This window comes from Streptomyces sp. NPDC021012 (assembly GCF_044333355.1).
GTDB lineage: Bacteria > Actinomycetota > Actinomycetes > Streptomycetales > Streptomycetaceae > Streptomyces.
In genome coordinates this window covers 147372-169502 of sequence record NZ_JBIRQU010000008.1, presented here as the reverse complement: position 1 = coordinate 169502, position 22131 = coordinate 147372, and the positions used below count along the sequence as shown (strand labels likewise).

At 73.1% G+C, this 22131-nt stretch carries 20 protein-coding genes; 10 read left to right on the top strand and 10 right to left on the bottom strand.

The features are described from left to right. Positions 1-8: 8 nt before the first annotated feature. Together ACH4TP_RS26165 and ACH4TP_RS26160 are read right to left on the bottom strand one after the other, a co-directional pair. Positions 9-455 (bottom strand): ABA4-like family protein, encoded by a 447-nt coding sequence (locus ACH4TP_RS26165; RefSeq protein ID WP_389228350.1) that lies wholly within the window; start codon positions 453-455, stop codon positions 9-11. Further along, a complete protein-coding gene (locus ACH4TP_RS26160; protein ID WP_398439291.1) occupies positions 452-1321 on the bottom strand; it encodes a hypothetical protein in 870 nt (289 codons plus the stop codon). The genes ACH4TP_RS26165 and ACH4TP_RS26160 overlap by 4 nt, the downstream gene beginning before the upstream one ends. Positions 1322-1518: 197 nt before the next feature. Here ACH4TP_RS26160 and ACH4TP_RS26155 point away from each other — a divergent pair, with 197 nt between their 5' ends. After that, a complete protein-coding gene (locus ACH4TP_RS26155) occupies positions 1519-2169 on the top strand; it encodes a MerR family transcriptional regulator (protein WP_398186338.1) in 651 nt (216 codons plus the stop codon). 126 nt (positions 2170-2295) lie between these two features. Here ACH4TP_RS26155 and ACH4TP_RS26150 read toward each other — a convergent pair whose 3' ends face one another. Together ACH4TP_RS26150 and ACH4TP_RS26145 are read right to left on the bottom strand one after the other, a co-directional pair. Further along, positions 2296-3132 carry a siderophore-interacting protein gene (locus ACH4TP_RS26150; RefSeq protein WP_389228342.1) on the bottom strand — a complete coding sequence of 279 codons (837 nt, stop codon included), beginning with the start codon at positions 3130-3132 and terminating at the stop codon, positions 2296-2298. A gap of 126 nt (positions 3133-3258) precedes the next feature. Beyond that, positions 3259-4164, bottom strand: coding sequence for a 5'-3' exonuclease H3TH domain-containing protein (locus ACH4TP_RS26145; protein ID WP_389228880.1), 906 nt, complete (start codon positions 4162-4164; stop codon positions 3259-3261). Positions 4165-4437: 273 nt separating this feature from the next. On the opposite strand from ACH4TP_RS26145, the gene ACH4TP_RS26140 reads away from it, so the two are divergent. From ACH4TP_RS26140 to ACH4TP_RS26130, 3 genes are all read left to right on the top strand, one after another. Further along, entirely contained in the window at positions 4438-5478 is a 1041-nt protein-coding gene (locus ACH4TP_RS26140) for a glycine betaine/L-proline ABC transporter ATP-binding protein (protein ID WP_389228339.1), read from the top strand. Then, the gene (locus ACH4TP_RS26135; protein WP_398439290.1) at positions 5471-7285 is read left to right on the top strand and encodes an ABC transporter permease/substrate binding protein; all 1815 of its coding nucleotides are present in this window, start codon (positions 5471-5473) and stop codon (positions 7283-7285) included. Before ACH4TP_RS26140 ends, ACH4TP_RS26135 begins: the two co-directional genes overlap by 8 nt. A 153-nt stretch (positions 7286-7438) precedes the next feature. Further along, a complete protein-coding gene (locus tag ACH4TP_RS26130; protein ID WP_389228333.1) occupies positions 7439-7990 on the top strand; it encodes a helix-turn-helix domain-containing protein in 552 nt (183 codons plus the stop codon). A gap of 68 nt (positions 7991-8058) precedes the next feature. Here ACH4TP_RS26130 and ACH4TP_RS26125 read toward each other — a convergent pair whose 3' ends face one another. Further along, complete coding sequence (locus ACH4TP_RS26125) at positions 8059-9210, bottom strand: TDT family transporter (protein WP_389228330.1); 1152 nt, start codon at positions 9208-9210, stop codon at positions 8059-8061. A 70-nt stretch (positions 9211-9280) separates the two neighbouring features. Here ACH4TP_RS26125 and ACH4TP_RS26120 point away from each other — a divergent pair, with 70 nt between their 5' ends. Beyond that, a complete protein-coding gene (locus tag ACH4TP_RS26120) occupies positions 9281-10210 on the top strand; it encodes a LysR family transcriptional regulator (RefSeq protein ID WP_389228327.1) in 930 nt (309 codons plus the stop codon). Between the two features lie 9 nt (positions 10211-10219). Here ACH4TP_RS26120 and ACH4TP_RS26115 read toward each other — a convergent pair whose 3' ends face one another. Beyond that, the gene (locus ACH4TP_RS26115) at positions 10220-11848 is read right to left on the bottom strand and encodes an amidohydrolase (protein ID WP_398439289.1); all 1629 of its coding nucleotides are present in this window, start codon (positions 11846-11848) and stop codon (positions 10220-10222) included. A 53-nt stretch (positions 11849-11901) separates the two neighbouring features. After that, positions 11902-12573, bottom strand: coding sequence for a TetR/AcrR family transcriptional regulator (locus ACH4TP_RS26110; protein ID WP_398186348.1), 672 nt, complete (start codon positions 12571-12573; stop codon positions 11902-11904). A 68-nt stretch (positions 12574-12641) separates the two neighbouring features. Here ACH4TP_RS26110 and ACH4TP_RS26105 point away from each other — a divergent pair, with 68 nt between their 5' ends. Continuing rightward, entirely contained in the window at positions 12642-14075 is a 1434-nt protein-coding gene (locus ACH4TP_RS26105; protein ID WP_398439288.1) for a purine-cytosine permease family protein, read from the top strand. 90 nt (positions 14076-14165) lie between these two features. Here the strand turns inward: ACH4TP_RS26105 and ACH4TP_RS26100 are convergent, their stop codons facing one another. From ACH4TP_RS26100 to ACH4TP_RS26090, 3 genes are all read right to left on the bottom strand, one after another. Continuing rightward, positions 14166-14846, bottom strand: coding sequence for a gamma-glutamyl-gamma-aminobutyrate hydrolase family protein (locus ACH4TP_RS26100; protein ID WP_398439287.1), 681 nt, complete (start codon positions 14844-14846; stop codon positions 14166-14168). 28 nt (positions 14847-14874) lie between these two features. Further along, entirely contained in the window at positions 14875-16308 is a 1434-nt protein-coding gene (gene eat, locus ACH4TP_RS26095) for an ethanolamine permease (protein WP_389228312.1), read from the bottom strand. 118 nt (positions 16309-16426) lie between these two features. Continuing rightward, complete coding sequence (locus ACH4TP_RS26090) at positions 16427-17155, bottom strand: FCD domain-containing protein (protein WP_362646975.1); 729 nt, start codon at positions 17153-17155, stop codon at positions 16427-16429. An 89-nt stretch (positions 17156-17244) separates the two neighbouring features. On the opposite strand from ACH4TP_RS26090, the gene ACH4TP_RS26085 reads away from it, so the two are divergent. From ACH4TP_RS26085 to ACH4TP_RS26070, 4 genes are all read left to right on the top strand, one after another. Further along, positions 17245-18609 carry a glutamine synthetase family protein gene (locus ACH4TP_RS26085; protein ID WP_398439286.1) on the top strand — a complete coding sequence of 455 codons (1365 nt, stop codon included), beginning with the start codon at positions 17245-17247 and terminating at the stop codon, positions 18607-18609. Between the two features lie 21 nt (positions 18610-18630). Then, positions 18631-19995: an aldehyde dehydrogenase family protein gene (locus ACH4TP_RS26080; protein ID WP_398439285.1), complete on the top strand. Its 1365-nt coding sequence runs from the start codon at positions 18631-18633 to the stop codon at positions 19993-19995. Beyond that, positions 19992-20774, top strand: a complete 783-nt coding sequence (locus tag ACH4TP_RS26075; protein WP_398439284.1) for a 3-oxoacyl-ACP reductase — start codon at positions 19992-19994, stop codon at positions 20772-20774. Before ACH4TP_RS26080 ends, ACH4TP_RS26075 begins: the two co-directional genes overlap by 4 nt. An 81-nt stretch (positions 20775-20855) precedes the next feature. Continuing rightward, positions 20856-22109: a haloacid dehalogenase-like hydrolase gene (locus tag ACH4TP_RS26070; protein ID WP_398439283.1), complete on the top strand. Its 1254-nt coding sequence runs from the start codon at positions 20856-20858 to the stop codon at positions 22107-22109. The last annotated feature ends 22 nt before the right edge of the window (positions 22110-22131 follow it).

Genomic DNA, 22131 nt, shown 5'->3' with positions numbered 1-22131 from the left:
CGGTCAGATTAGAGCGTGTGGGGCGGCTGTGGGTTCTCGCGGGTCGTCCAGACCGCGCGGGCGACCAGGAACAGGGGGAGGCCTACGGGGGAGAGGAGGATCGTCAGGAGGAGGAGCGGGGCCATCAGGAGTGGGGGGATCGCGAGGCGGCGGGCCTCGCGGTACATCCACTGGCCGAGGAGGAGGTCCCAGGCGATGACCTGGGCCCAGAGGGCGGCGGCGCCGTTCGCGAGGGCGGTGAGTTCGCGGAAGGCGTCGAGGTCGGGGCTGCTGACCGCCGCCCACAGTTCGGGCAGGACGGGGGCGGCGAGCACCGCCCAGACGGCCAGAATCGGCAGGACGGTCAGCGGTGAGGCCGCGAGGCGTTCGGTGCCTCGCCAGTGCGGCGCGAAGATCATGAGCAGCCAGACCGGTGCCGCGAGGAGGAACGTCAGCTGGAAGAGGGAGCCGGTCATGCCGTGGCCCTCTCGGTGCGGAGGGACAGGACGGCGGCCGCTGCGGTCAGGAGGGCGATCGTGACGGCGGCGGTGAGTGTCGTGGGGTCCGGGGAGAAGAGGGTCTGGCCGCGGAGGGCCTGCCAGGTGAGGAGGGCGAAGGTCGCCGCGTAGGCGGCGGAGGCCGTGAGGGTGAGGCGGAGGCGGACGCGGTCGTCGGCGAGGGTCGGGAAGCGGGTGGCGAGCGCGGACAGGGCGATCAGGAGCAGGGGGAGCAGCTGGAGCGCGTGCATGCCGAAGAAGTGCGGGACGCGCAGGTCGCCGCCGGTGGTCGCCCAGCCGGTCAGCGGCATGGAGGGGCCGCCGTCGGGGACCCCGACGCTGTGGGCGCCCACGACCGGCGGGTTGTCGGCCGTGAGCTGTTCCGGTGTCGGCCGGACCATCAGGAAGCCGATGCCGGCGCCCGCCAGGGCGATGAGGGAGGACAGCCGGACGGACCAGGCCATGGCCCGGTCGAGGATCCGGGCGCGGAGCAGGAGCACGGCGATGACCAGGGCGCCCAGCCACAGCACGACGACGGTGCCGCCCATGGTCTGGAAGACGGCGGCGTCGAAGGGGGTCGCCTGGTTGAAGTGGCTCCGGGTGCCGCGGATCACCTGGAGGGTGATCAGCACCATCTCGACGGCGGAGGCGACGGCGACCACCGTCCCGGCCCACCAGCCGGCCCGCCTGCCGCGGGGGAGCAGGGAGAGCATCCAGGCGAGGGAGAGGCTGTAGGCGACGAAGGAGACCGAGAACTTGAAGGGCTTCGTCCAGATGGGGACGCCGACCAGGATCCGGTCGTCGACGGCTATGCCGATGGCGGAGACGAGGGCGAGGACGCCCATTAAGGCGGCGAACCAGACCAGTGGACGGTGCAACCGGGGCCGTGTGGCGGCGGGCGGGGTCGGAGAGTTCTGCGAAGGCATACGGATCCCCCGTGAAGTTATGGATAGTGGAACTAGCCGCTATCTGATAGCGCCACTATCTATGATGGGGGTGTCGGTCGGCAAGGCCGAAGGCAGACCGGGAAGGTGAACACGCGGTGCGCATCGGAGAGTTGAGTCGTACGACCGGGGTGTCGGTGCCGACGATCAAGTTCTACGTACGGGAAGGGTTGCTGCCCGCCGGGGAGCTGACGAGCCCGAACCAGGCCTCGTACGGGGAGGCGCACGTGCGGCGGCTCCGCCTGATCCGGGCGCTCATCGACGTGGGCGGTCTGTCGGTGGCGGGGGTCCGTGACGTGGTCACGGCGGTCGACGACCCGGAGCGGCCGGTGCACGACGTGCTGGGCGCGGCGACGAAGCCTCTGGTGCCGCGCCACGAGCGCGAAGCCGGGGACGGCATCGAGGAGGCGCGGAAGACGGTCGCCGGGCTGATCGAGGCGCGAGGCTGGCACGCCCACTCTTCGAGTCCGGCGGCCGAGGCCCTCGCGGTGACCCTCGTGGCGCTCGACGAACTCGGGCACGGGCGGTTCGCCGAGGTCCTGGACGCGTACGCGGAGGCGGCGGAGAAGGTGGCGCGGGCCGATCTGGACTACGTGGCGCACCATGTGGCGCGGGAAGAGCTCGTGGAGAGCGCGGTCGTCGGCACCGTGCTCGGCGACGCGATGCTCTCCGCGCTGCGCCGCCTGGCCCACACGGACGCCTCGGAAAGCACGTTCGGCCAGGCGGTGGGGAGCGGGGGAGAGGAGTGACGGGAGGGGGGACGGGGAGAAGTGGCGGGGAGGGGTGACGAAGGGGCCCGGGGCTTTCGCCGCCCCGGGCCCCTCGTCTCGGTTCTCCCGCTCGTCAGCTCGGTAGCTCGTGAGCCGGCGAGTTCGTCAGCTCTCCTGCTCGCGCTCCACCTGGTCGTTCCACTCGCGCTTCATCGCGCGCCAGCCCTCGTCCGTCTTGCCCAGGCGCCAGTAGCCCGAGATCGACAGGCGCTCGCGCGCCACGCCCCGGTCGAGTCGCAGGTGGCGGCGCAGCTCCTTCACGAAGCCCGCCTCGCCGTGGACGAAGGCGTGCACGTCGCCCGCCGGGAAGTCCAGGGCCGTGACCGCCTCGACCAGCGCCGCGCCCACCGGGCGGTCGCCCCGGTGCAGCCACGTGAGCTCGATGCCCGCGGTCGCCGCCAGCTTCTGCTCCTCGGTCGCGTCCGCGACCTCGACGAGGACGTGCGCCCGCGCGCCGGCGGGCAGCTGCTCCAGGGCCGCCGCGATCGCCGGCAGCGCGCTCTCGTCGCCCACGAGCAGGTGCCAGTCCGCCGCCGGGTCCGGCGCGTAGCCGCCGCCGGGGCCGAGGAAGCGCACCGTCTCGCCCGCCTGGGCGCGCGCCGCCCACGGGCCCGCCAGGCCCTCGTCGCCGTGGACCACGAAGTCGATCGTCAGCTCGCGCTGGACCGGGTCCCAGGCCCGCACCGTGTACGTCCGGGTCGTCGGCCACTGCTCCCGGGGGAACTCCGCCCGGATCCGCTCCATGTCGAACGGCTCCGGGTAGGAGACGCCCTCCGGGGCGAAGAGCAGCTTCACGTAGTGGTCGGTGTACGTGTCCGCCGCGAAGCCGTCGAGCCCGGGGCCTCCCAGCACGACCCGCACCATGTGCGGGGTGATCCGCTCGGTGTGCACCACGCGCGCTTCGGTGGCCTTCGGTGCCTTGCGGGCCGGCTGCTCTGCCACGACGGGCTCTCCTGACTCTGCGTACTTAGGTATGCCTAAGCTAGCATCCCGTGGCAAGAGGCGGCTCGAGCGGTGATGGACCGCACACGGACCGCCCGTGTTCCGCCCGGTTCGGGGTCGTCCCCGTCAGCGCTCCAGGACCGGCAGCAGGCGCCCCACCGCGCCCCCCAGGTTCCAGCGCTTCACCAGCGCCTCCAGGGCGGCCGGATCGCGCGGAGCGGCCGGCAGGGCCGGGTCGAACTCCGGGAGCGGCACGTCGGCGGCGACCCGCACCACCGTCGGCGCCACGTCCAGGTACGCCGCCGCCTCCACGATCCCGCGCCGCTTCGCCGGCGTCAGCTTCGAGGCGGGGTCCTCCGCCGCCGCCCGGACGCCCGCCAGATCCCCGTACTCCGTGATCAGCTGCGCCGCCGTCTTCTCGCCGATGCCCTTCACCCCGGGCAGCCCGTCGCTGGTGTCCCCGCGCAGCGCCGCGAAGTCCGCGTACTGGTCGGGCCGCACCCCGTACTTCGTGCGGATCAGCTCGGCGTCCACCAGGTCGCAGTCGCCGACGCCCTTGCGCGGGTACAGCACGCGCACGCCCCGGGCGTCGTCGACCAGCTGGAACAGGTCGCGGTCGCCCGTGACGATGTCCACCGGACCCCCGGCGCGGCCCGCGAGCGTCCCGATCACGTCGTCCGCCTCGTACCCCGCCGCGCCGACCCGGGCGATGCCCAGTGCCGCGAGGACCTCCTCGATCACCGGCACCTGCGGGGACAGCGTGTCCGGGACCTCCTCCTCGTCCGGGCCCGTCTCCGTCTCCACGGCCACCCGGTGCGCCTTGTACGACGGGATCAGGTCCACCCGCCACTGCGGCCGCCAGTCCTCGTCCCAGCAGGCCACCAGATCGTCGGGGCGGTGGTCCTGGACGAGTCGGGTGATGAAGTCGAGCAGCCCGCGCACGGCGTTCACCGGGGTGCCGTCCGGCGCCCGGACGGAGTCCGGCACGCCGAAGTACGCGCGGAAGTAGAGGCTGGCGGTATCGAGGAGCATCAGGCGTCGCGTCACCCCCCGATCATGCCGCACCCCACCGACAGGCCCCGGCCTTCCGCGCGAGGGGCCCTTCGGACCTCTCCCGTGACCCCCGTCACCTTTGCGTTTGCATCCTGTGAAGCCGGGCAGGCGCGGGCCCGGAGCGGAACCCGGTACGGGATTCAACGAAAGGGAGTCCCGTACGCGACGGGCCCGCGGGCCGATCCCGCCCGCTCCACGGCCTGCCGCGCGGGGGTGGTGAGGCCGTTCTTCGTTCCTACCCGTGAGGTGTATGTGTCCAGGCTCCAGGCCGACCATCTGTACAAGGTGTTCGGCAGACGACCCGACGAAGCCGTCCGCAGGCTCGCCGACGGCGCCGACCGCGAGGAACTGCGCGCCGAAGGGACGACCGCCGCCGTCGCCGACGCCTGCTTCACCGTCGATCCCGGCCAGATCTTCGTCGTGATGGGCCTGTCCGGCTCCGGGAAGTCCACCCTCCTCCGCATGCTCAACGGCCTGCTCGAACCCACCGCGGGCCGGGTCCTCCACGACGGCCGCGACCTCACCGCGCTCTCCCCCCGCGAACTGCGCGAGGTCCGCTCCAGGAAGATCAGCATGGTCTTCCAGCACTTCGCGCTCTTCCCGCACCGAAACGTCCTGGAGAACGCCGCCTACGGCCTGGAGGTCCAGGGCGTGCCCCGCGCCGAGCGCGAGACCCGCGCAGCCGAGGCCCTCGGCCTGTGCGGCCTCGCCGGCTGGGAGAAGTCCTGGCCCGACGAGCTCTCCGGCGGCATGCAGCAGCGCGTGGGCCTGGCCCGCGCCCTCGCCACCGACGCCGACCTGCTCCTGATGGACGAGTCCTTCAGCGCGCTCGACCCGCTGATCCGCCGCGACATGCAGGACCAGCTCCTCGTGCTCCAGCAGCGGTTGAGGAAGACCATCGTCTTCATCACCCACGACCTCAACGAGGCCATGCGCCTCGGCGACCGCGTCGCCGTCATGCGCGACGGCAGGATCGTCCAGCAGGGCACCGCCGAGGACATCCTCGTCCGCCCCGCCGACGACTACGTCGCCTCCTTCATCCAGGACGTCGACCGCTCCCGGGTGCTCACCGCCGCCGCCGTCATGACCGCGTCCGACGGGCCCGTCGCCCCGGACGCCCCGGCCGTCGGCCCCGACACGCCCCTCGTGGACCTGTGCGCCCTCGCCGCCGGGGGCCCGCACCCGGTGGTCGTCCAGGACTCCGGCGGCTCCACCCTCGGAGTCGTACGGAAGGAAAGGCTTCTCGCCGTGCTGGGCGGACCGGCGGCCCAGGAGGTGAGCGCCCGTGCCTAGGCTCCCCCTCGGCCAGTGGGTCGACAGCTCCGTCGACTGGCTCCAGGCCCGGTTCTCCTGGCTGTTCGACGCCGTCAGCACCGGCGTCACCGGCCTCTACGACGGCGTCGACGCCGTCCTGTCCGCGCCCCAGCCGCTGCTCCTCGCCGGCATCCTCGCCGTCGTCGCCTGGTGGCTGCGCGGCCTCGCCGCCGGTGTCCTCGCCTTCGCGGGCCTCGCGCTCGTCGACTCGGTCCAGCTGTGGGACGAGGCCATGGCGACGCTCTCCCTCGTCCTCGTCGCCACCCTCGTCACCCTGGTGATCGCCGTCCCCCTCGGCATCTGGGCGGCCCGCTCCAGGACCGTCAGCACCGTCCTGCGGCCCGTCCTCGACTTCATGCAGACCATGCCGGCGATGGTCTACCTCATCCCCGGCATCATCTTCTTCGGCGTCGGCGTCGTCCCCGGCATCTTCGCCACCATCGTCTTCGCGCTGGCCCCGGGCGTGCGCATGACCGAGCTCGGCATCCGCCAGGTCGACGGCGAACTCGTCGAGGCCGCCGAGGCGTTCGGCACCACCCCGCGCAACACCCTGCTGCGCGTGCAGCTCCCGCTCGCCCTGCCGACGATCATGGCCGGCGTCAACCAGGTCATCATGCTCGGCCTCTCCATGGTCGTCATCGCCGGCATGGTCGGCGGCGGCGGACTCGGCGGCGCCGTCTACCGCGCCATCGGCAACGTCGACATCGGCCTCGGCTTCGAGGCCGGCGTCTCCATCGTCGTCCTCGCCATGTACCTCGACCGGATGACCGGCGCCCTCGGCCGCCAGGTCTCCCCGCTGGGCCGCCGCGCCGCCGCCAAGGCCCGCGCCGCGCTGAGCGCCAAGCGGCCCGCGGCGAAGCTCCGGGCCCACCGCCCGCAGCCCGTCACCGCCCTCGTCGGCGTCGTCGTCCTCGCCCTCGCCGCCGGCGGCACGGGCTTCCTCGGCGGCAGCGGCGGCACGGGCTCCGCCGCCGCCTCCGGCCCGAACGGCGGCCACGGCAAGAAGGTCAGCATCGGCTACATCCCCTGGGACGAGGGCATCGCCTCCACGTACCTGTGGAAGGAGCTCCTGGAGCGCCGCGGCTACGAGGTCGAGACCAAGCAGCTGGAGGCCGGCGCCCTCTACACGGGCCTGGCCGGCGGACAGCTCGACTTCCAGACCGACGCCTGGCTCCCCGTCACCCACGCCCAGTACTGGGAGAAGTACAGGAACAAGCTGGAGGACCTCGGCTCCTGGTACGGCCCCACCTCCCTGGAGCTCTCCGTCCCCTCGTACGTCAAGGGCGTCGACTCCCTCGCCGACCTCAAGGGGAAGGCCGGGCAGTTCAAGGGCCGCATCGTCGGCATCGAGCCCAGCGCCGGAATGATGGGCCTCCTCAAGGACAAGGTCCTCAAGGAGTACGGCCTGGAGGGCGAGTACGAGGTCGTCGACGGCTCCACGCCCGGGATGCTCGCGGAGCTCAAGCGCGCGTACGACCGCAGGGAACCCGTCGTCGTCACCCTCTGGTCCCCGCACTGGGCCTACTCCGCCCACGACCTGAAGAAGCTCAAGGACCCCAAGGGCGCCTGGGGCAGGGGCGACGGCGTCCACACCCTCGCCCGCAAGGGCTTCGCCGCCGAGAACCCCCAGGTCGGCGCCTGGCTGAAGAACTTCTCGCTGACCGAGAAGCAGCTCACGGACCTCGAAGCCGTCATCCAGAAGACCGGCAAGGGCAAGGAGCAGCAGGCCGTCCGCGACTGGCTGGACCGCAACCCCGGCCTCGCGGAGAAGCTCACCCCGCAGTGACCCGCCTTCTCCTCACTGGCTGAAAAGGGGTGGTCGCCGAACGTGTTCGGCGGCCACCCCTTTTCGTCACGACGCGAAACCCCGCCCCAAAGCTGCGTAAGGTTCAGGTAACCGACGAGTACGAACGGGTACGAGCAGAGGGAGGGAGCCGACATGGACGAGAAGGAAGCGCCCCGCGTGGGCGCGGCCGTCAAGAGGCGTCGCAGAGCGCTCCAGCTCACCCTGGCCGTCGTCGCCTCCCGCAGCGGCCTCTCCGTGCCCTTCCTCAGCCAGGTCGAGAACGAGCGCGCCCGGCCCAGCCGCCGCTCCCTCGAACTCGTCGCCGAGGCCCTGGAGACCACGGCCGGCGAGCTCCTCGCCGCCGCCGAGGCCTCCCGCACCGTCGACGTCGTACGGTCCGGGGAGCGCTCCCCGGGCCTGCCCCCGGGCGTCCGGTCGCTGGTCCGCGGCCGCCACCAGCTGCACGCGGTGGAGTTCACCGGCGAGCAGGACGCGGGACGCGAGTTCCAGCACCGGAACGACGAGCTGCTGTACGTCGCCGACGGCGCCGCCGAGGTCGAGGCCGAGGGCCGCGCCCACCGGCTCGGCCGCGGCGACACGCTCTACCTCTCCGGCGGCGTGCGGCACCGCTGGCGCGCCACCGAGCCCGGCACCCGGCTCCTCGTCGTCGCCGTCGGCGACCACGTCGAGGCCGAGGAGGAGTAGGACGGGGTGCGCGTCGCCCTGCTGGTTCCGTCCCTGACGGAGACCATTGCGGCGCCCGCCGCCCGTGCTCACCTGGTGCGGGCCGTCGCCGGACCGGGTCCCGCGAGCAGGGCGCCGCTGAACAGTCCGCGCGCGGTGTGGACGCCGGCCACCAGCCAGGCCGCCAGGAGCAGGACGTACAGGCCGGTGGCGAGCCAGCGGAACGCGGGCAGGCCGGTGTGCTGGGCCAGGCCCTCGGCACCGGTCACACAGGTTCCGACGGGGAACGTGAACGCCCAGAAGGTCATCGCGAAACCCATGCCCCGCCGCCGGGCCCGCAGCACCATCGCCCCGGCGAGCGCCAGCCACAGCAGCGCGAAGCCCGTCACGGGCACCCCGTAGAGGACGGCGAAGGCGGCGAAGCCGTGCGCGTACGGGGCGGGCAGCACGCCCTCGGCCGCGTCGGCGAACTTGCTCGCGGCGGTCGTCGACTGGCCGAGGGGGCCGAGGACCAGGAAGAGGGTGGGGGTGAGCGCGAGCGGCAGCGGGCCGTCCACGACGAGCCGCCCGAAGACCAGCGGCAGCATGACCAGGGTGGCGAGCAGACTGACGCCGAACAGCGCGTAGCAGCCGATCAGCAGGGTCTGCTGTGCCTGCCCGGCGGGCAGATGGGGCACGAACAGCGGGCCCAGCGCGGCCGAGACCATGGGGGCGACGACCGGAAGCAGCCAGACCGGCGAGGCGTTCTCGATCCGGTGGTGCACGATCATGAGGTACGGGACGGTCACCGCGGCCACCAGGCCGATCACCGTGCCCGCCGTGAACAGGACGGTGTCCAGGGCGACGGCCGCCGGGAGTCCGATCCAGTCCCGGCCCACGATCACGGCCCCGCCGCCGACCGCGAGCAGCGCCATCGACAGACAGCCGTAGAACGGCGCCATGGCCGGGTCCATGAGGTGGGCGCGGGCCTGGTCCCGGTGGCGGGCCCAGTGCGCGGTACGGGCGGCGGCCAGGGCGAGCAGCATCGCGAGCGACAGCGCCCAGACCGCGGCGCAGGCCGTACGGAGGCCGGGGACGTCCACCGGGAGGGCGGCGCCCGCGTTGGCGACGATGGCGGTGCCCATCACGGAGGCGTACCAGTTGGGTCCGAGGTGACGGACGGAGCGGTTCGCCCGGGCGCCGGGGGTGGTGGCGCCCGCGCTCGCGCGGAGGGCGGGGAGGGAAGGTGCGTGGCTTGCCATGGCTCGATCGTTTCGCGCCGGAACCGCCCCCACCAGGGATCTTGTCGCTATGAGGCCATAAGCTGACTTTATGAGCAGTGAGTCGCACCCCCTGTCCCACCGGGGCCTCTCCCACCGGGTCCCCGACCTCGGCGCGCTCGAACTGCTCCTCGCCGTCGCCCGGCACGGCAGCCTCGGCGCGGCCGCCCGCGAGGTCGGCATCACCCAGCCCGCCGCCAGCAGCCGGATCCGCTCGATGGAACGGCAGCTCGGCGTCGCCCTCCTCGACCGCTCGCCGCGCGGCTCCCGGCTCACCGACGCGGGCGCCCTCGTCACCGACTGGGCGCGGCGGATCGTCGAGGCCGCGGAGGCCTTCGACGCGGGCGCGCAGGCGCTGCGCGGCCGGCGGGACTCGCGGCTGCGGGTGGCCGCGTCCATGACGATCGCCGAGTACCTGCTGCCGGGCTGGCTGATCGCGCTGCGCGCCCAGCGTCCCGACACCGCCGTGTCGCTCCAGGCCGGGAACTCGGCGGCCGTCGCGGAACGGCTCTTCGCCGGTGAGGCGGACGTCGGCTTCGTCGAGGGGCTCGCCGTGCCGGACGGCCTCGACGGGGTCGTCGTCGCGCACGACCGGCTCGCGCTCGTCGCCGCGCCCTCGCACCCGTGGGCCCGGCGCCGCGCCCCGCTCGACCCCGCGGAGCTCGCCGCGACCCCGCTGGTCCTGCGGGAACGCGGCTCGGGCACCCGGCAGGTCCTCGACGCCGCCCTCTCCGCGCACGGCGGCCTCGCCCAGCCCCTCCTCGAACTCGCCTCCACCACCGCCGTCAAGGCCGCGGCGGTGAGCGGGGCAGGGCCCGCCGTCCTCAGCGAGCTCGCGATCGCGGAGGAACTGGCGTCGCGCCGCCTGGTCGCCATCCCGGTGGAGGGGGTGCTCCTCCGGCGCGACCTCCGCGCGGTCTGGCCGGCGGGACACCGGCCCACGGGCCCGGCACGGGACCTCCTGTCCCTGACCCGGGGCTGACGGGGCCCGTCAGACGTCCGCCGCGCGGAACGTCACCCGGCCCGAGACCGTCGTCAGGCGGACCGGGACGTCCGGGAGCTCCGTCGACGGGGTCGTCAGGGGGTCGGCGGCCAGGACCGTGAGGTCGGCGCGGTGGCCGACCGCGAGACGGCCGGCCTCGTGCTCCTCGCCCGCCGCGTAGGCGGGCGCCGTCGTCATGCCCCGCAGGGCCTCCAGGGCCGTGAGCGCCTGCTCCGGTCCGTGCGGGGCCTGGGCGAGGTCGCGGGTCGGGCGCCGGTGCCGGGCCCCGGCCATCACGCCGAGCGGCGGGAACGGCGCGATCGGCCAGTCGGAGCCGAGGAGCACGGTGGCACCCGAGTCCGACAGGTCGCGGCAGCGCCACGCGCGCGCGGCGCGCTCCTCGCCGAGCCGCCGCGACCAGTTGTCGGTGTGGTCGGCGCGCGTGAAGTCGCAGCAGTGGGTGGGCTGCATGGACGCCAGGACGCCCAGCTCCGCGAAGCGCCGCAGCGTGTCGTCCGGCACGGTCTCGATGTGCTCGACCCGGTGCCGCACCCCGGCGCCCCCGGCCGTGCGCGCCTTCTCGACGGAGTCCAGGACGTGCCGTACCGCCGCGTCGCCGATCGCGTGCGTCGCCGTCGCCACGCCCGCCCGGTGCAGCTCCCCGATGATCCGGGTGTACGCCTCGGGGTCCGGCCAGAACGCGTGCGTGGACTCGCCGTGGCGGTCGGGGCGTTCCAGCCATGCCGTGCCGTTGTCGATCGTCCCGTCCATGAACAGCTTCACGCCGGCGACCCGCCACAGCTCGCCGCCCGTGCCCTGGAGGTCGATCAGCTCCCGTACGCCCCGCTCGTCCGTGCCCGGCTGGCACCACGGCGCGACCCGGAGCCGCAGCGGCAGCTCACCGGCCGCGTCGAGCTCCCCGTACAGGGCGAGGCTGTCGCCGTTGGCGTCCATGGCGTGGCCACCGGTGAGGCCCGCCGCCGCCATCGACCGCAGCGCCGCCGCGAGCCGCCGCCGGCTCTCCTCGCGGGTCGGCTTGGGGGCGACCCGCTCGACCAGCTCGCAGGCCGCGTCCTCCTGGAGCAGCCCGGTCGGCCGCCCGTCGGCGTCGCAGACGACCTCGGCGGAGGCCTGGTCGAAGGTGCGGGGGCCGTCGACCCCGGCGAGTTCGAGGGCCCGGCGGCTGGCCAGCGCCGAGTGGGCGTCGAAGAGCAGCAGGAAGGCCGGCACGCCGTCGAGCACGGCGTCGAAGGGGGCGGTGCCGACGGGCCGGTCGCCGAAGACGTTCGGGTCGAGGCCCCAGCCGAACAGCCACTGCCCGCGTTCCAGGGTCCGCACCTCGCGGGCCAGCGCCTCCCGTACGTCGTCGAGGCCGGCGCAGTACGACAGGTCGAGGCCGTGGGTGAGTTCGGCGCCGGACACCGGGTGCAGGTGGCCGTCGACGAGGCCGGGGGTGACGACGGACCCCTTGAGGTCGACGACCGTGGTCCCCGGACCGGCCAGCGCCCGGATCTCGCGGTCGTCGCCCAGGGCGGAGATCCGGCCGTCCTCGGAGGCGGCGAGCGCGGTCTCCGGCAGGAAGGCCCCCGTGCCGGGGTCGAGCAGACGGGCGGAGAGCAGGACGAGTCGGGTGCGCACGGGTGGCTCCAGGGAGGGTGCGAAGGGGGCGGTACGGGTGCGGGATCGGAGGGTCAGGCGGAGGGGGGTGGGGGAGTCGGTCCGTCCCCCGGGAGCGGTACGTCCGTCAGCGCGCCGTGCGGCAGGCCCAGTTCGCGTTCCGCCGTCGTCACCGCCATCCGCGTCACCGCCTCCGGCCGGTTGCTCCGGTCCGTGTTGGCGTGGGCGGCGAGGCCGTCGAGGACCACCAGGATCTGGATGGCCGCCGCGCGCGGGTCGTCCGTCCGGAACTCGCCCCGCTCGACGCCCTCGCGGATGAGGCCTTCGAGGCGGTCGTCGGAGGCGAGCTCCTGCTCGGCGACCCGGTCGCGCAGGACGGGCCGGTAGCGGCTGAGGTGCCGGGCGTTGATCCACAGGCGGCTGATGTCGTCGTACGCCTCTCCGGCCGAGAGGGCGAAGTAGCGCGCGAGGTACTGGGTCGGGGTCCCGTCCGGGCGGTCCGCCGGCAGCAGCGCGTCGAGCTCACCGGTGGACGCGACGCTGAACGCCTCGGCCACCAGATCCTCCGCCGACGGGAAGTAGTGGCTGATCAGACCGGGGCGCACGGCGAGCTCCTCGGCGATGCGCCGGAGCGTGACGCACTCCAGGCCCTCGGTCAGGGCGACCCGGGCCGCGGTCTCCACGATCTCCGCCCTACGGGCCTCGGGAGTTTTCCGAATTCTCTTGCGCTGGACGCTTGACGGCATACCGGCGATGCTATTGAGTGTGCGACCAATAAGCAACCAGGTGGGCACGACAGCATCCGGAGGGCCGCATGGCTTCCACGATCCCCGACCACGGCGCCGCCCGCGCCGAGGTCACCCCGCCGGCCGACCACCCCGGCCGCATCGAGGCCCACGGCATCGATCACATCCCCGACGCGGAGCGCCACGGGCACCCCCGCGAGCTGTTCTCCGTCTGGGCCGCGGCCAACGTCAACTACCTCAGCCTCGTCATCGGCGGCGCCCTCGTCCTGATGGGCCTGAGCCTGTGGCAGGCCGTGGCCGTGACCGTCGTGGGCAACCTCTTCTGGATGCTGACCGGGCTCCTCGCCGTCTCCGGCCCCGCCGCCGGTGCGCCCAGCGAGGTGATCACCCGGGCCCTGTACGGCGTCATCGGCAACCGGGTGAACAACGCGATCGGCGGCTGGCTGGTCTCCGTCTGCTACTTCGCGCTCAACCTCGCCGCCGCAGCGACCGCCGCGTTCGCGCTCGTCGAGAAGGCCGGCGTCACCGCCACCACCCCCGTCAAGGTGGCCGTCGTCGTGGTGATCGCCGCCCTCACGCTGGCCATCAGCGTCTACGGCCACGCCCTGATCATCAAGCTGTACCTGCCCCTCACCCTGGCCCTGGCGGGAGCGTTCACCGTCGTCGCCCTCTCGGTCTTCCGGCACGCCGACTTCTCGTACGCGCCGGCCGAACCGCCGACCGGTACCGACCTCTGGGCCGTGATCATCGCGGGTACCGCGATGGTCGCCTCGGGCCCGCTCTCGTACACGACGAGCGCCGACTTCTCCCGCTACCTGCCCCGTACGGCCTCGCCGAAGGCGATCGCCGGCTGGACCGCGCTCGGCGCCTTCGTGCCCAGCGTCGTCGTCGGCTCGCTCGGCGCCTTCGCCGCGACCGCCGTCGACATGACCGACCCCCAGAACGCGCTCCAGGAGATCCTGCCGGGCTGGTTCGTGCCCGTCTTCCTGCTCGCGCTCGTCCTCGGCACGATCTCCATCAACGCCCTGACCGCCTACAGCGCCGGCCTCGCCCTCCAGGCCGTCGGCCTGCGCATCCGACGCACCGTCAGCGTCCTCTTCGACGGCACCGTCGCCGTCGCCGCCACCCTCTACGGGCTGCTGGTCTCCAACTTCCTGGACACCGTCAGCAACGCCCTCCAGGTGATCGTGGTCCTGATCGGCCCGCTCATGGCCGTGTACGCCACCGACATCGTGCTGCGCCGCAACCGCTACGACGGCCGCGCGCTCTCGGACGAGACCCCCGGCAGCCCCTTCTGGTTCACCGGCGGCGTCAACCGGGCGGGCGCGCTCTCCCTGCTCGCGGGCGTGGCCTCGGCCGCCCTCTGCGTGAACACGGTCTACACCGGCCCGGTCGCGTCGGCGCTCGGCGGGATCGACCTCTCCATGCCGGTCGGCATGGTCGTCGCCGCGGGCCTGTACGCGCTCCTCGGCCGTCGCGCGGTGGCGGCGACGAGCCTCTGACCGGACGGGCGGCGGAAGCCGCCCCTCCTCCCCGAACCGCGGGGCGGCCGGATGCCCACCCCGGCCGCCCCGCACCCCTTTCCCCCGGGGCTACCGCCCCGCCGCCTCCACGAGGCCCCGCATCACCCGCAGGTCCTCGCCCATCTCCGGGTGCCACTGCACGCCGAGGACCCACGCCGGTCCGTCCGTCTCCACCGCCTCCACCGTGCCGTCCTCCGCGTGGGCCGAGGCCGTGAGCCCCGTGCCCAGCCGGTCCACGGCCTGGTGGTGGTAGGTGGGCACCTCGGTGAGCTCGGGCACGAGGGAGGCGTACCGCGTGCCCGGCACCGGCTTCACCGCGTGCCGGCCGATCACCCCGACCGCCTCCACGTGCCCGTCCATGTGCTGGACGAGCGTGCCGCCGAGCGCCACGTTCAGCAGCTGCATGCCCCGGCAGATGCCGAGCAGCGGGGTGCCGGAGGCCAGGGCGGCGTCGATCAGGGCCAGCTCCCAGGAGTCCCGCTCGCGGGCCGGCGGGCCGGTACGGGGGTCGGGCTCGGCCCCGTAGCGCCCGGGCTCGACGTCCGCCCCGCCCGCGACGACGAGGCCGTCGAGCCGGGCCACCATCGCGGCCGCGGCCTCGGGCCCGTCCGGCGGGAGCATGACCGCGAGGCCCCCGCTCTCCCGTACGAGACGGGGGTACTGGGCGGGGAGCAGCGCGGCGGTCATGTCCCACACCCTCCAGCGCGCCTGGTCCAGGTAGGTGGTCACGCCGATGAGCGGCTTGGTCACGGAACTTCCTCCAGGAAGGGAAGGGGCATCAGTCGCGTTCGAGTTCGGCCTCGGCCGCGGCGAGCGCCGCGAACTCCTCCTCGGGCGCCCTGGCCACCAGATGGTGCCGACTGTAGAACGCGAAGTAGGCGAGGGCGATCACGTACACCCCGAGCGCCATGAAGGCCGCCGTCCGGTCCACCAGGAAGGTCGCGACAAGCGCCGACAGGGCCAGGACGAAGGCCACCGACGAGGTCACGATCCCGCCGGGCGTGCGGTACGGCCGGTGCAGACCCGGCTCGCGGCGGCGGAGCACGATGTGGGAGAGCGCCATCAGGGCGTACGAGATGGTGGCGCCGAAGACCGCGATGTTCAGCATCCGCGCCCCGTTCCCGGTGCCGGCGGCGAGCGCGAAGCCGAGGGCGCCCGGGATGAGGAGCCCCAGGTACGGCGACTTGCGGCGGCTGGTCAGGGAGAGGAAGCGGGGCAGGTAGCCCGCCCGGGAGAGGGCGAACAGCTGGCGCGAGCCGGCGAAGATGAGGGAGAAGAAGGAGGCGACCAGGCCCGCGAGGCCCGCGTAGTTCACGAAGCGGCTGAGCGCGGTCGGCTCCCCGTCGCCCTGGAGCGCCACGACCAGCGGATTGCCGGCCTCCTGGACGGCGGCGGAACCGCGCGCCCCGGTGGCCGCGAAGAAGGTCATGACGGCGAGCAGCACCAGGATGCCCATCGCGATCGCGAGCGCCCTCGGCATCGACCGCACCGGGTCCTTGGCCTCCTCGGCGGCCAGCGGCACGCCCTCGACGCCGAGGAAGAACCACATGCCGAAGGGGAACGCGGCCCAGATCCCGAGCAGTCCGAAGGGCAGCCAGGAGTTCGACCCGAAGGCCTCCCCGTCGACCGGGATGTCGTTCAGGCCGTCCACGTGGAAGTCGGTGAACGCGCCGAGCGCGAAGACGACCAGGGCCGCGACCGCGACCGCCGTGACGATCAGGCTGAAGCGCAGCGCCTCGCCCACGCCCCACAGGTGGATGCCGATGAAGAGTGCGAAGCAGACCAGGTAGACGGGCCAGCCGGACTCCAGGCCGAAGAGCCCGAGCGACTCCACGTAGTCGCCGATGAAGATGGAGATCGCCGCCGGGGCGAGGATGTACTCGATGAGGATCGCGGTGCCGGTGAGGAAGCCGCCCCAGGTGCCCAGCGCCCGGCGCGCGAAGCCGTAGCCGCCGCCCGCGGTGGGCAGGATGGCGGAGAGCTCCGCGAGCGCGAAGACCAGGCAGGCGTACATCGCGCCCATCAGGACGGTGGCGACGGCGAGCCCGCCGAAGCCGCCCTTCGACAGGCCGATGTTCCAGCCGGAGAAGTCCCCGGACACGACGTACGCCACGCCGAGGCCGGTCAGCAGCAGCCAGCCGGCGCTGCCGCGGCGCAGTGCCCGGCGCTCCAGATAGTCGTCCTTCGCCGGTGTGGTGTCTTCGAGCGTCATGGCAGCGTCAGCTCCCTGCAACGGGCCCAATGGAATGGATCCATACCTTTGCGGTGGCCGACGGGGGAGCGCAACCCCCGTGCGTTACTTTCGGGTTACGCCGCCGTATGCCCTCCGGTCACGTCAGGAAGCCCCGCAGCAGCGCCGCCGTGCCCGCGCAGTGCTCCCGCATCACCTCGCGCGCCGCGTCCGCGTCCCCGTCGAGGACCGCCTCCACCAGGGCGGCGTGCTGGTGCTGGGAGTGCTCCAGATTGCGTACGAGCAGGGGGATGCAGTCCAGGAGGTCGTTCACCGTCGCCCGGACGGCGGCGTACTGCGCGGTCAGCGTCGGCGAGCCGGAGAGCTCCGCGAGCGTGAGGTGGAGCAGGGTGTCCTGGCGGCGGTAATCGGCCAGCGGGGCGTCGTGCGTCGCCGCCACGGCCGTCCGCAGCCGCTCGGCGCCCGCCGCGTCGAGGCCGTGGGCCGCGCAGAGCCCGGCGGCCCCCACCTCAAGGACCTCACGGAAGCGCAGGGTGTCCTCCATGTCGACCGTGGCGATCCGGCGCCGCAGCTCGTCCTCGTCGGCCGTCTGCGTCCGGGGCAGCACGAACGTCCCGCCGTACCTGCCCCGCCGGCTCTCCACGAGCCCCTGCTCCTGGAGGACCTTGAGGACCTCGCGCAGGGTCACCCGGCTGATCCCCATCCGGTCGGCGAGCTCCCGCTCGGCGGGCAGCCGCTCCCCGCCGGGCACGAGTCCGAGGCGCACCACCTGGAGGATCTGCTCCAGGGCCTCCTCGAACCCGTTGCCCGCCCGCACCGGCCGCAGCACGGGCGTCAGCCGGTCCGCCGGTTCACTCGTACTGGCCACGTTCTCGTTTTCCTCTCTCCAGCACTTCCCAAGCAATGGTCTTCCGCAATACCTTATGGCTCCCGGCACGCCGAAGGAGGAGCAATCCCGTGGCAGACCGCACACCCCCGCTCACCGTCGAGGAGCTCCGCGCCCTCGTCGCGAGCGGCGAGATCGACACCGTCGTCCTGGCCTTCCCCGACATGCAGGGACGCCTCCAGGGCAAGCGGTTCGCCGCACCGTTCTTCCTGGACGAGGTCCTCGGCCACGGCACCGAGGGCTGCAACTACCTCCTCGCCGTCGACACCGAGATGAACACCGTCGACGGCTACGAGATGTCCTCCTGGGACCGCGGTTACGGCGACTTCGCGATGCACCCCGACCTCACCACCCTCCGCCGCCTCCCCTGGAACGACGCCACCGCCATGGTGACCGCCGACCTCGCCTGGGCCGACGGCACCCCGGTCGTCGCCGCGCCCCGCCAGATCCTCCGCCGCCAGCTGGAGCGCCTCGCGGAGCTCGGCCTCACGGCGCACGTCGGCACCGAGCTGGAGTTCATCGTCTTCAGGGACAGCTACGAGCAGGCCTGGGACGCGAACTACCGCGGCCTCACCCCCGCCAACCAGTACAACATCGACTACTCCGTCCTCGGTACCGGACGCATCGAACCCCTCCTGCGCCGCATCCGCAACGAGATGACCGGCGCCGGACTCACCGTCGAGTCCGCCAAGGGCGAGTGCAACCCCGGACAGCACGAGATCGCCTTCAAGTACGACGAGGCCCTCGTCACCTGCGACCAGCACGCCGTCTACAAGACGGGCGCCAAGGAGATCGCCGCCCAGGAGGGCTGCTCGCTCACCTTCATGGCGAAGTACAACGAGCGCGAGGGCAACTCCTGCCACATCCACCTCTCCCTCCAGGACGCCGAGGGACACAACGTGATGGCCGGGGACGACCAGCACGGCATGTCCGAGACCATGCGGCACTTCCTCGCCGGACAGCTCGCCGCCCTCCGCGACTTCTCCCTCCTCTACGCCCCCAACATCAACTCCTACAAGCGGTTCCAGCCCGGCTCCTTCGCGCCCACCGCCGTCGCCTGGGGCCACGACAACCGCACCTGCGCCCTCCGGGTCGTCGGCCACGGCCGCTCCACCCGCTTCGAGAACCGCCTCCCCGGCGGCGACGTCAACCCGTACCTCGCCGTCGCCGGCCTGATCGCCGCCGGCCTGCACGGCATCGAGCAGCGGCTCGAACTGCCCGCGCCCTGCACCGGGAACGCGTACGCCGGCGAGTACGCGCACGTCCCCACCACCCTGCGCGAGGCCGCCGAACTCTGGGAGACCAGCGAGATCGCCAAGGCCGCCTTCGGCGCCGAGGTCGTCGCCCACTACCGCAACATGGCCCGCGTCGAGCTCGACGCCTTCGACGCGGCGGTGACCGACTGGGAGCTGCGCCGCTCCTTCGAACGCCTCTGAACCGCTTCCGAGAGGATTGAGTTGCTCCAGGTACTGAACCCGGCGACCGAGGAACTCGTCGCCACCGTCCCCGCCGCCACCCCCGCCGACGTCGACGCCGCCGTCACCCGCGCCACCGCCGCCCAGCGCGGCTGGGCCGCCGCCGCGCCCGTCGACCGGGCCCGGCTGCTCCGCCGCTTCGCCGCCGTCGTCGACGAGCACAACGAGGAACTGGCCCGCCTGGAGGTCACCGAGGCCGGCCACACCCTCGGCAACGCCCGCTGGGAGGCCGGCAACGTCCGCGACCTGCTCGACTACGCCGCCGGGGGAGTCGAGCGCCTCAACGGCCGCCAGATCCCCGTCCCCGGCGGCCTCGACATCACGATCCTCGAACCGCTCGGGGTCGTCGGCGTCATCGCCCCCTGGAACTTCCCCATGCCGATCGCCGCCTGGGCCACCGCGCCCGCCCTCGCCGCCGGCAACGCCGTGATCCTCAAGCCGGCCGAGACCACCCCCCTCACCGCGCTCCGCCTCGCCGAACTCGCCCTGGAGGCGGGCCTCCCCGAAGGCCTCTTCCAGGTCCTGCCCGGCACCGGCCCCGTCGCCGGGAACGCCCTCGTCGAACACCCCGGCATCGCCAAGATCGTCTTCACCGGCTCCACCCGCGTCGGAAAGTCGATCATGGCGAAGTGCGCCGACCAGGTGAAGCGGGTCACCCTCGAACTCGGCGGCAAGAGCCCCAACATCGTCTTCGCCGACGCGGACCTGGAGGCGGCCGCCGCCGCAGCGCCGATGGCCTTCCTGGACAACAGCGGCCAGGACTGCTGCGCCCGCACCCGCATCCTCGTCCAGCGCAGCGCGTACGACCGCTTCCTGGAGCTCCTCACCCCCGCCGTCGAGGAGATCGTCGTCGGCGACCCCCTCGACGAGCGCACCCAGATGGGCCCGCTCATCTCCCGCGCCCAGCTCGACCGCGTCCGCGGTTACGTCACCGAGGACCTCGAAGGGATCCGGGGCAAGGCCCCCGAGGGCCCCGGCTTCTGGTTCCCGCCGACCGTCCTCACCGGACTCCCCGAGGACGCCCCCTGCGCCGTCGAGGAGGTCTTCGGACCCGTCGCCGTCGTCCTCCCCTTCGAGGACGAGGCCGACGCGATCCGCCTCGCCAACGCCACCGAGTACGGCCTCTCCGGCTCCATCTGGACCCGCGACGTCGGCCGCGCCCTGCGCGCCTCCCGCGCCGTCCGGGCCGGCAACCTCTCCGTCAACTCCCACTCCAGCGTCCGCTACTGGACCCCGTTCGGCGGCTACCAGCAGTCCGGCCTCGGCCGCGAACTCGGCCCCGACGCCCTGACCGCCTTCACCGAAACCAAGAACGTCTTCATCAGCACGGAGGGCCCCGCACTGTGAGCAACGAGATCATCTGCCGCCGCCTCGTCGGCCGTACCGCCGTCATCACCGGAGCGGGCAGCGGCATCGGCCTCGCCACCGCCCGCCGCCTCGCCTCCGAGGGCGCCCACGTCGTCTGCGGCGACATCGACGAGACCGCCGGCAAGGCCGCGGCCGAGGAGGTCGGCGGCACCTTCGTCCAGGCCGACGTCACCGACCCCGAGCAGGTCGAGAACCTCTTCAAGGTCGCCTTCGACACGTACGGCTCCGTCGACATCGCCTTCAACAACGCCGGCATCTCGCCGCCCGACGACGACTCCATCCTGGAGACCGGCCTGGAGGCCTGGAAGCGCGTCCAGGACGTCAACCTCACCTCCGTCTACCTCTGCTGCAAGGCCGCCCTGCCCTACATGCGCCGCCAGGGCAAGGGCTCCATCATCAACACCGCCTCCTTCGTCGCCATCATGGGCGCCGCCACCAGCCAGATCTCGTACACCGCGTCCAAGGGCGGCGTCCTCGCCATGTCCCGCGAGCTGGGCGTCCAGTTCGCCCGCGAGGGCATCCGCGTCAACGCCCTCTGCCCGGGGCCGGTCAACACCCCGCTCCTCCAGGAGCTGTTCGCGAAGGACCCCGAGCGGGCCGCGCGCCGCCTCGTCCACATCCCCGTCGGCCGCTTCGCCGAGGCCGAGGAGATCGCCGCCGCCGTCGCCTTCCTCGCGAGCGACGACTCCTCCTTCGTCAACGCCAGCGACTTCCTCGTCGACGGCGGGATCTCCGGGGCGTACGTCACCCCGCTCTAACCGTTCACCTCGAATCCCCCCACCCGACAGCCGGGCGTCACAAGGCGCCCGGCTGTCCTGCGTACACCCAGGAGGGTGATCATGAACGACAAGCTCCGCACCTCCGCCGCGGCGGCCGCCCTCGCCCTCGCCGCCACCGGTCTCCTCCCGGCGCCGAGCGCGGAGGCGAAGTCCGCCGAGTGCCCCACCCTGAAGATCTCCGAGGGCTGGTACGGCGACAACGAGGCCCGCGTCGACGCCCTGCTCGCCGACCACTGCGGGGACAAGGGGGGCCGGAAGCCGGTCGCGGTCTTCGACTGGGACAACACCGTCATCAAGAACGACGTCGGCGACGCCACCTTCTACTGGCTCCTGCGCAACGACCGCGTCCGGCCCCCGAAGGACGGCGACTGGTCCACCACCAGCCGCTACCTCACCCCCGAGGCCGCCACCGCCCTCGGCGAGGCCTGCCCCACCGGCGTCCGCACCCTCCCCACCGCCACCGACACCCGCTGCGCCGACGAACTCCTCTCCGTCTACGGCTCCGGCACCACCACCGGCGGGAAGACCGCCTTCGCCGGCCACGACCGCCGCCGCATGGAGCCGCAGTACGCCTGGCTCGCCCAGCTCCTGCACGGCTGGACCACCCGCCAGGCCGCCTCCTTCGCGGCCGCCGCCCGCGCCGAGAACCTCGCCGCCCCGCAGGGCGCCACCCAGCAGGTCGGCACCGCGAAGGTCACCGGCTGGGTCCGCTACTACGACCAGCAGCGGGACCTGATCCGCGCCCTGAAGGACGGCGGCTTCGACGTCTGGATCGTCTCCGCCTCGCCCGAACCCGTCGTCGACGTCTGGGCGAAGGGCGTCGGCGTCGACCCCTCCCACGCCCTCGGCATCCGCAACACCACCGCCCACGGCCGCCTCACCAGCCACCTCAAGGGCTGCGGCACCGTCCGGGACGGCGAGGACGCGATGATCACCTACATCGACGGCAAGCGCTGCTGGATCAACCAGGAGATCTTCGGCGTCCGGGGCCCCGCCGCCGAGCGCGTCCAGCCCGCCGCCCGCCGCCAGGTCTTCGCCGCCGGCGACTCCGACACCGACGTCTCCTTCCTGCGGGACGCCACCGGACTGCGCCTGGTCCTCAACCGCAACAAGAACGAACTCATGTGCCGGGCGTACGAGAACGGCGACGGCCGCTGGCTCGTCAACCCCATGTTCATCGAGCCGAAGAAGCGGAAGACGAGCCCGTACCCCTGCTCGACCACCGGCTACACGGCGGGCGACGGCACGGCCCAGCCGGTCCGGCGCGTCGACGGCAGCATCGTCCCGGACCAGCTGGACACGGTCTTCCCCTGAGCGTCCTTGTGCCGATCACCGC

Bases quoted from the DNA above. Each gene is read 5' to 3' on its own strand.
- eat (WP_389228312.1), bottom strand. From the start codon at position 16,308: ATGACGCTCGAAGACACCACACCGGCGAAGGACGACTATCTGGAGCGC.
- ACH4TP_RS26110 (WP_398186348.1), bottom strand. From the start codon at position 12,573: ATGCCGTCAAGCGTCCAGCGCAAGAGAATTCGGAAAACTCCCGAGGCC.
- ACH4TP_RS26165 (WP_389228350.1), bottom strand. From the start codon at position 455: ATGACCGGCTCCCTCTTCCAGCTGACGTTCCTCCTCGCGGCACCGGTC.
- ACH4TP_RS26125 (WP_389228330.1), bottom strand. From the start codon at position 9,210: ATGGCAAGCCACGCACCTTCCCTCCCCGCCCTCCGCGCGAGCGCGGGC.
- ACH4TP_RS26070 (WP_398439283.1), top strand. From the start codon at position 20,856: ATGAACGACAAGCTCCGCACCTCCGCCGCGGCGGCCGCCCTCGCCCTC.
- ACH4TP_RS26120 (WP_389228327.1), top strand. From the start codon at position 9,281: ATGAGCAGTGAGTCGCACCCCCTGTCCCACCGGGGCCTCTCCCACCGG.
- ACH4TP_RS26145 (WP_389228880.1), bottom strand. From the start codon at position 4,164: ATGCTCCTCGATACCGCCAGCCTCTACTTCCGCGCGTACTTCGGCGTG.
- ACH4TP_RS26105 (WP_398439288.1), top strand. From the start codon at position 12,642: ATGGCTTCCACGATCCCCGACCACGGCGCCGCCCGCGCCGAGGTCACC.
- ACH4TP_RS26160 (WP_398439291.1), bottom strand. From the start codon at position 1,321: ATGGGCGTCCTCGCCCTCGTCTCCGCCATCGGCATAGCCGTCGACGAC.
- ACH4TP_RS26130 (WP_389228333.1), top strand. From the start codon at position 7,439: ATGGACGAGAAGGAAGCGCCCCGCGTGGGCGCGGCCGTCAAGAGGCGT.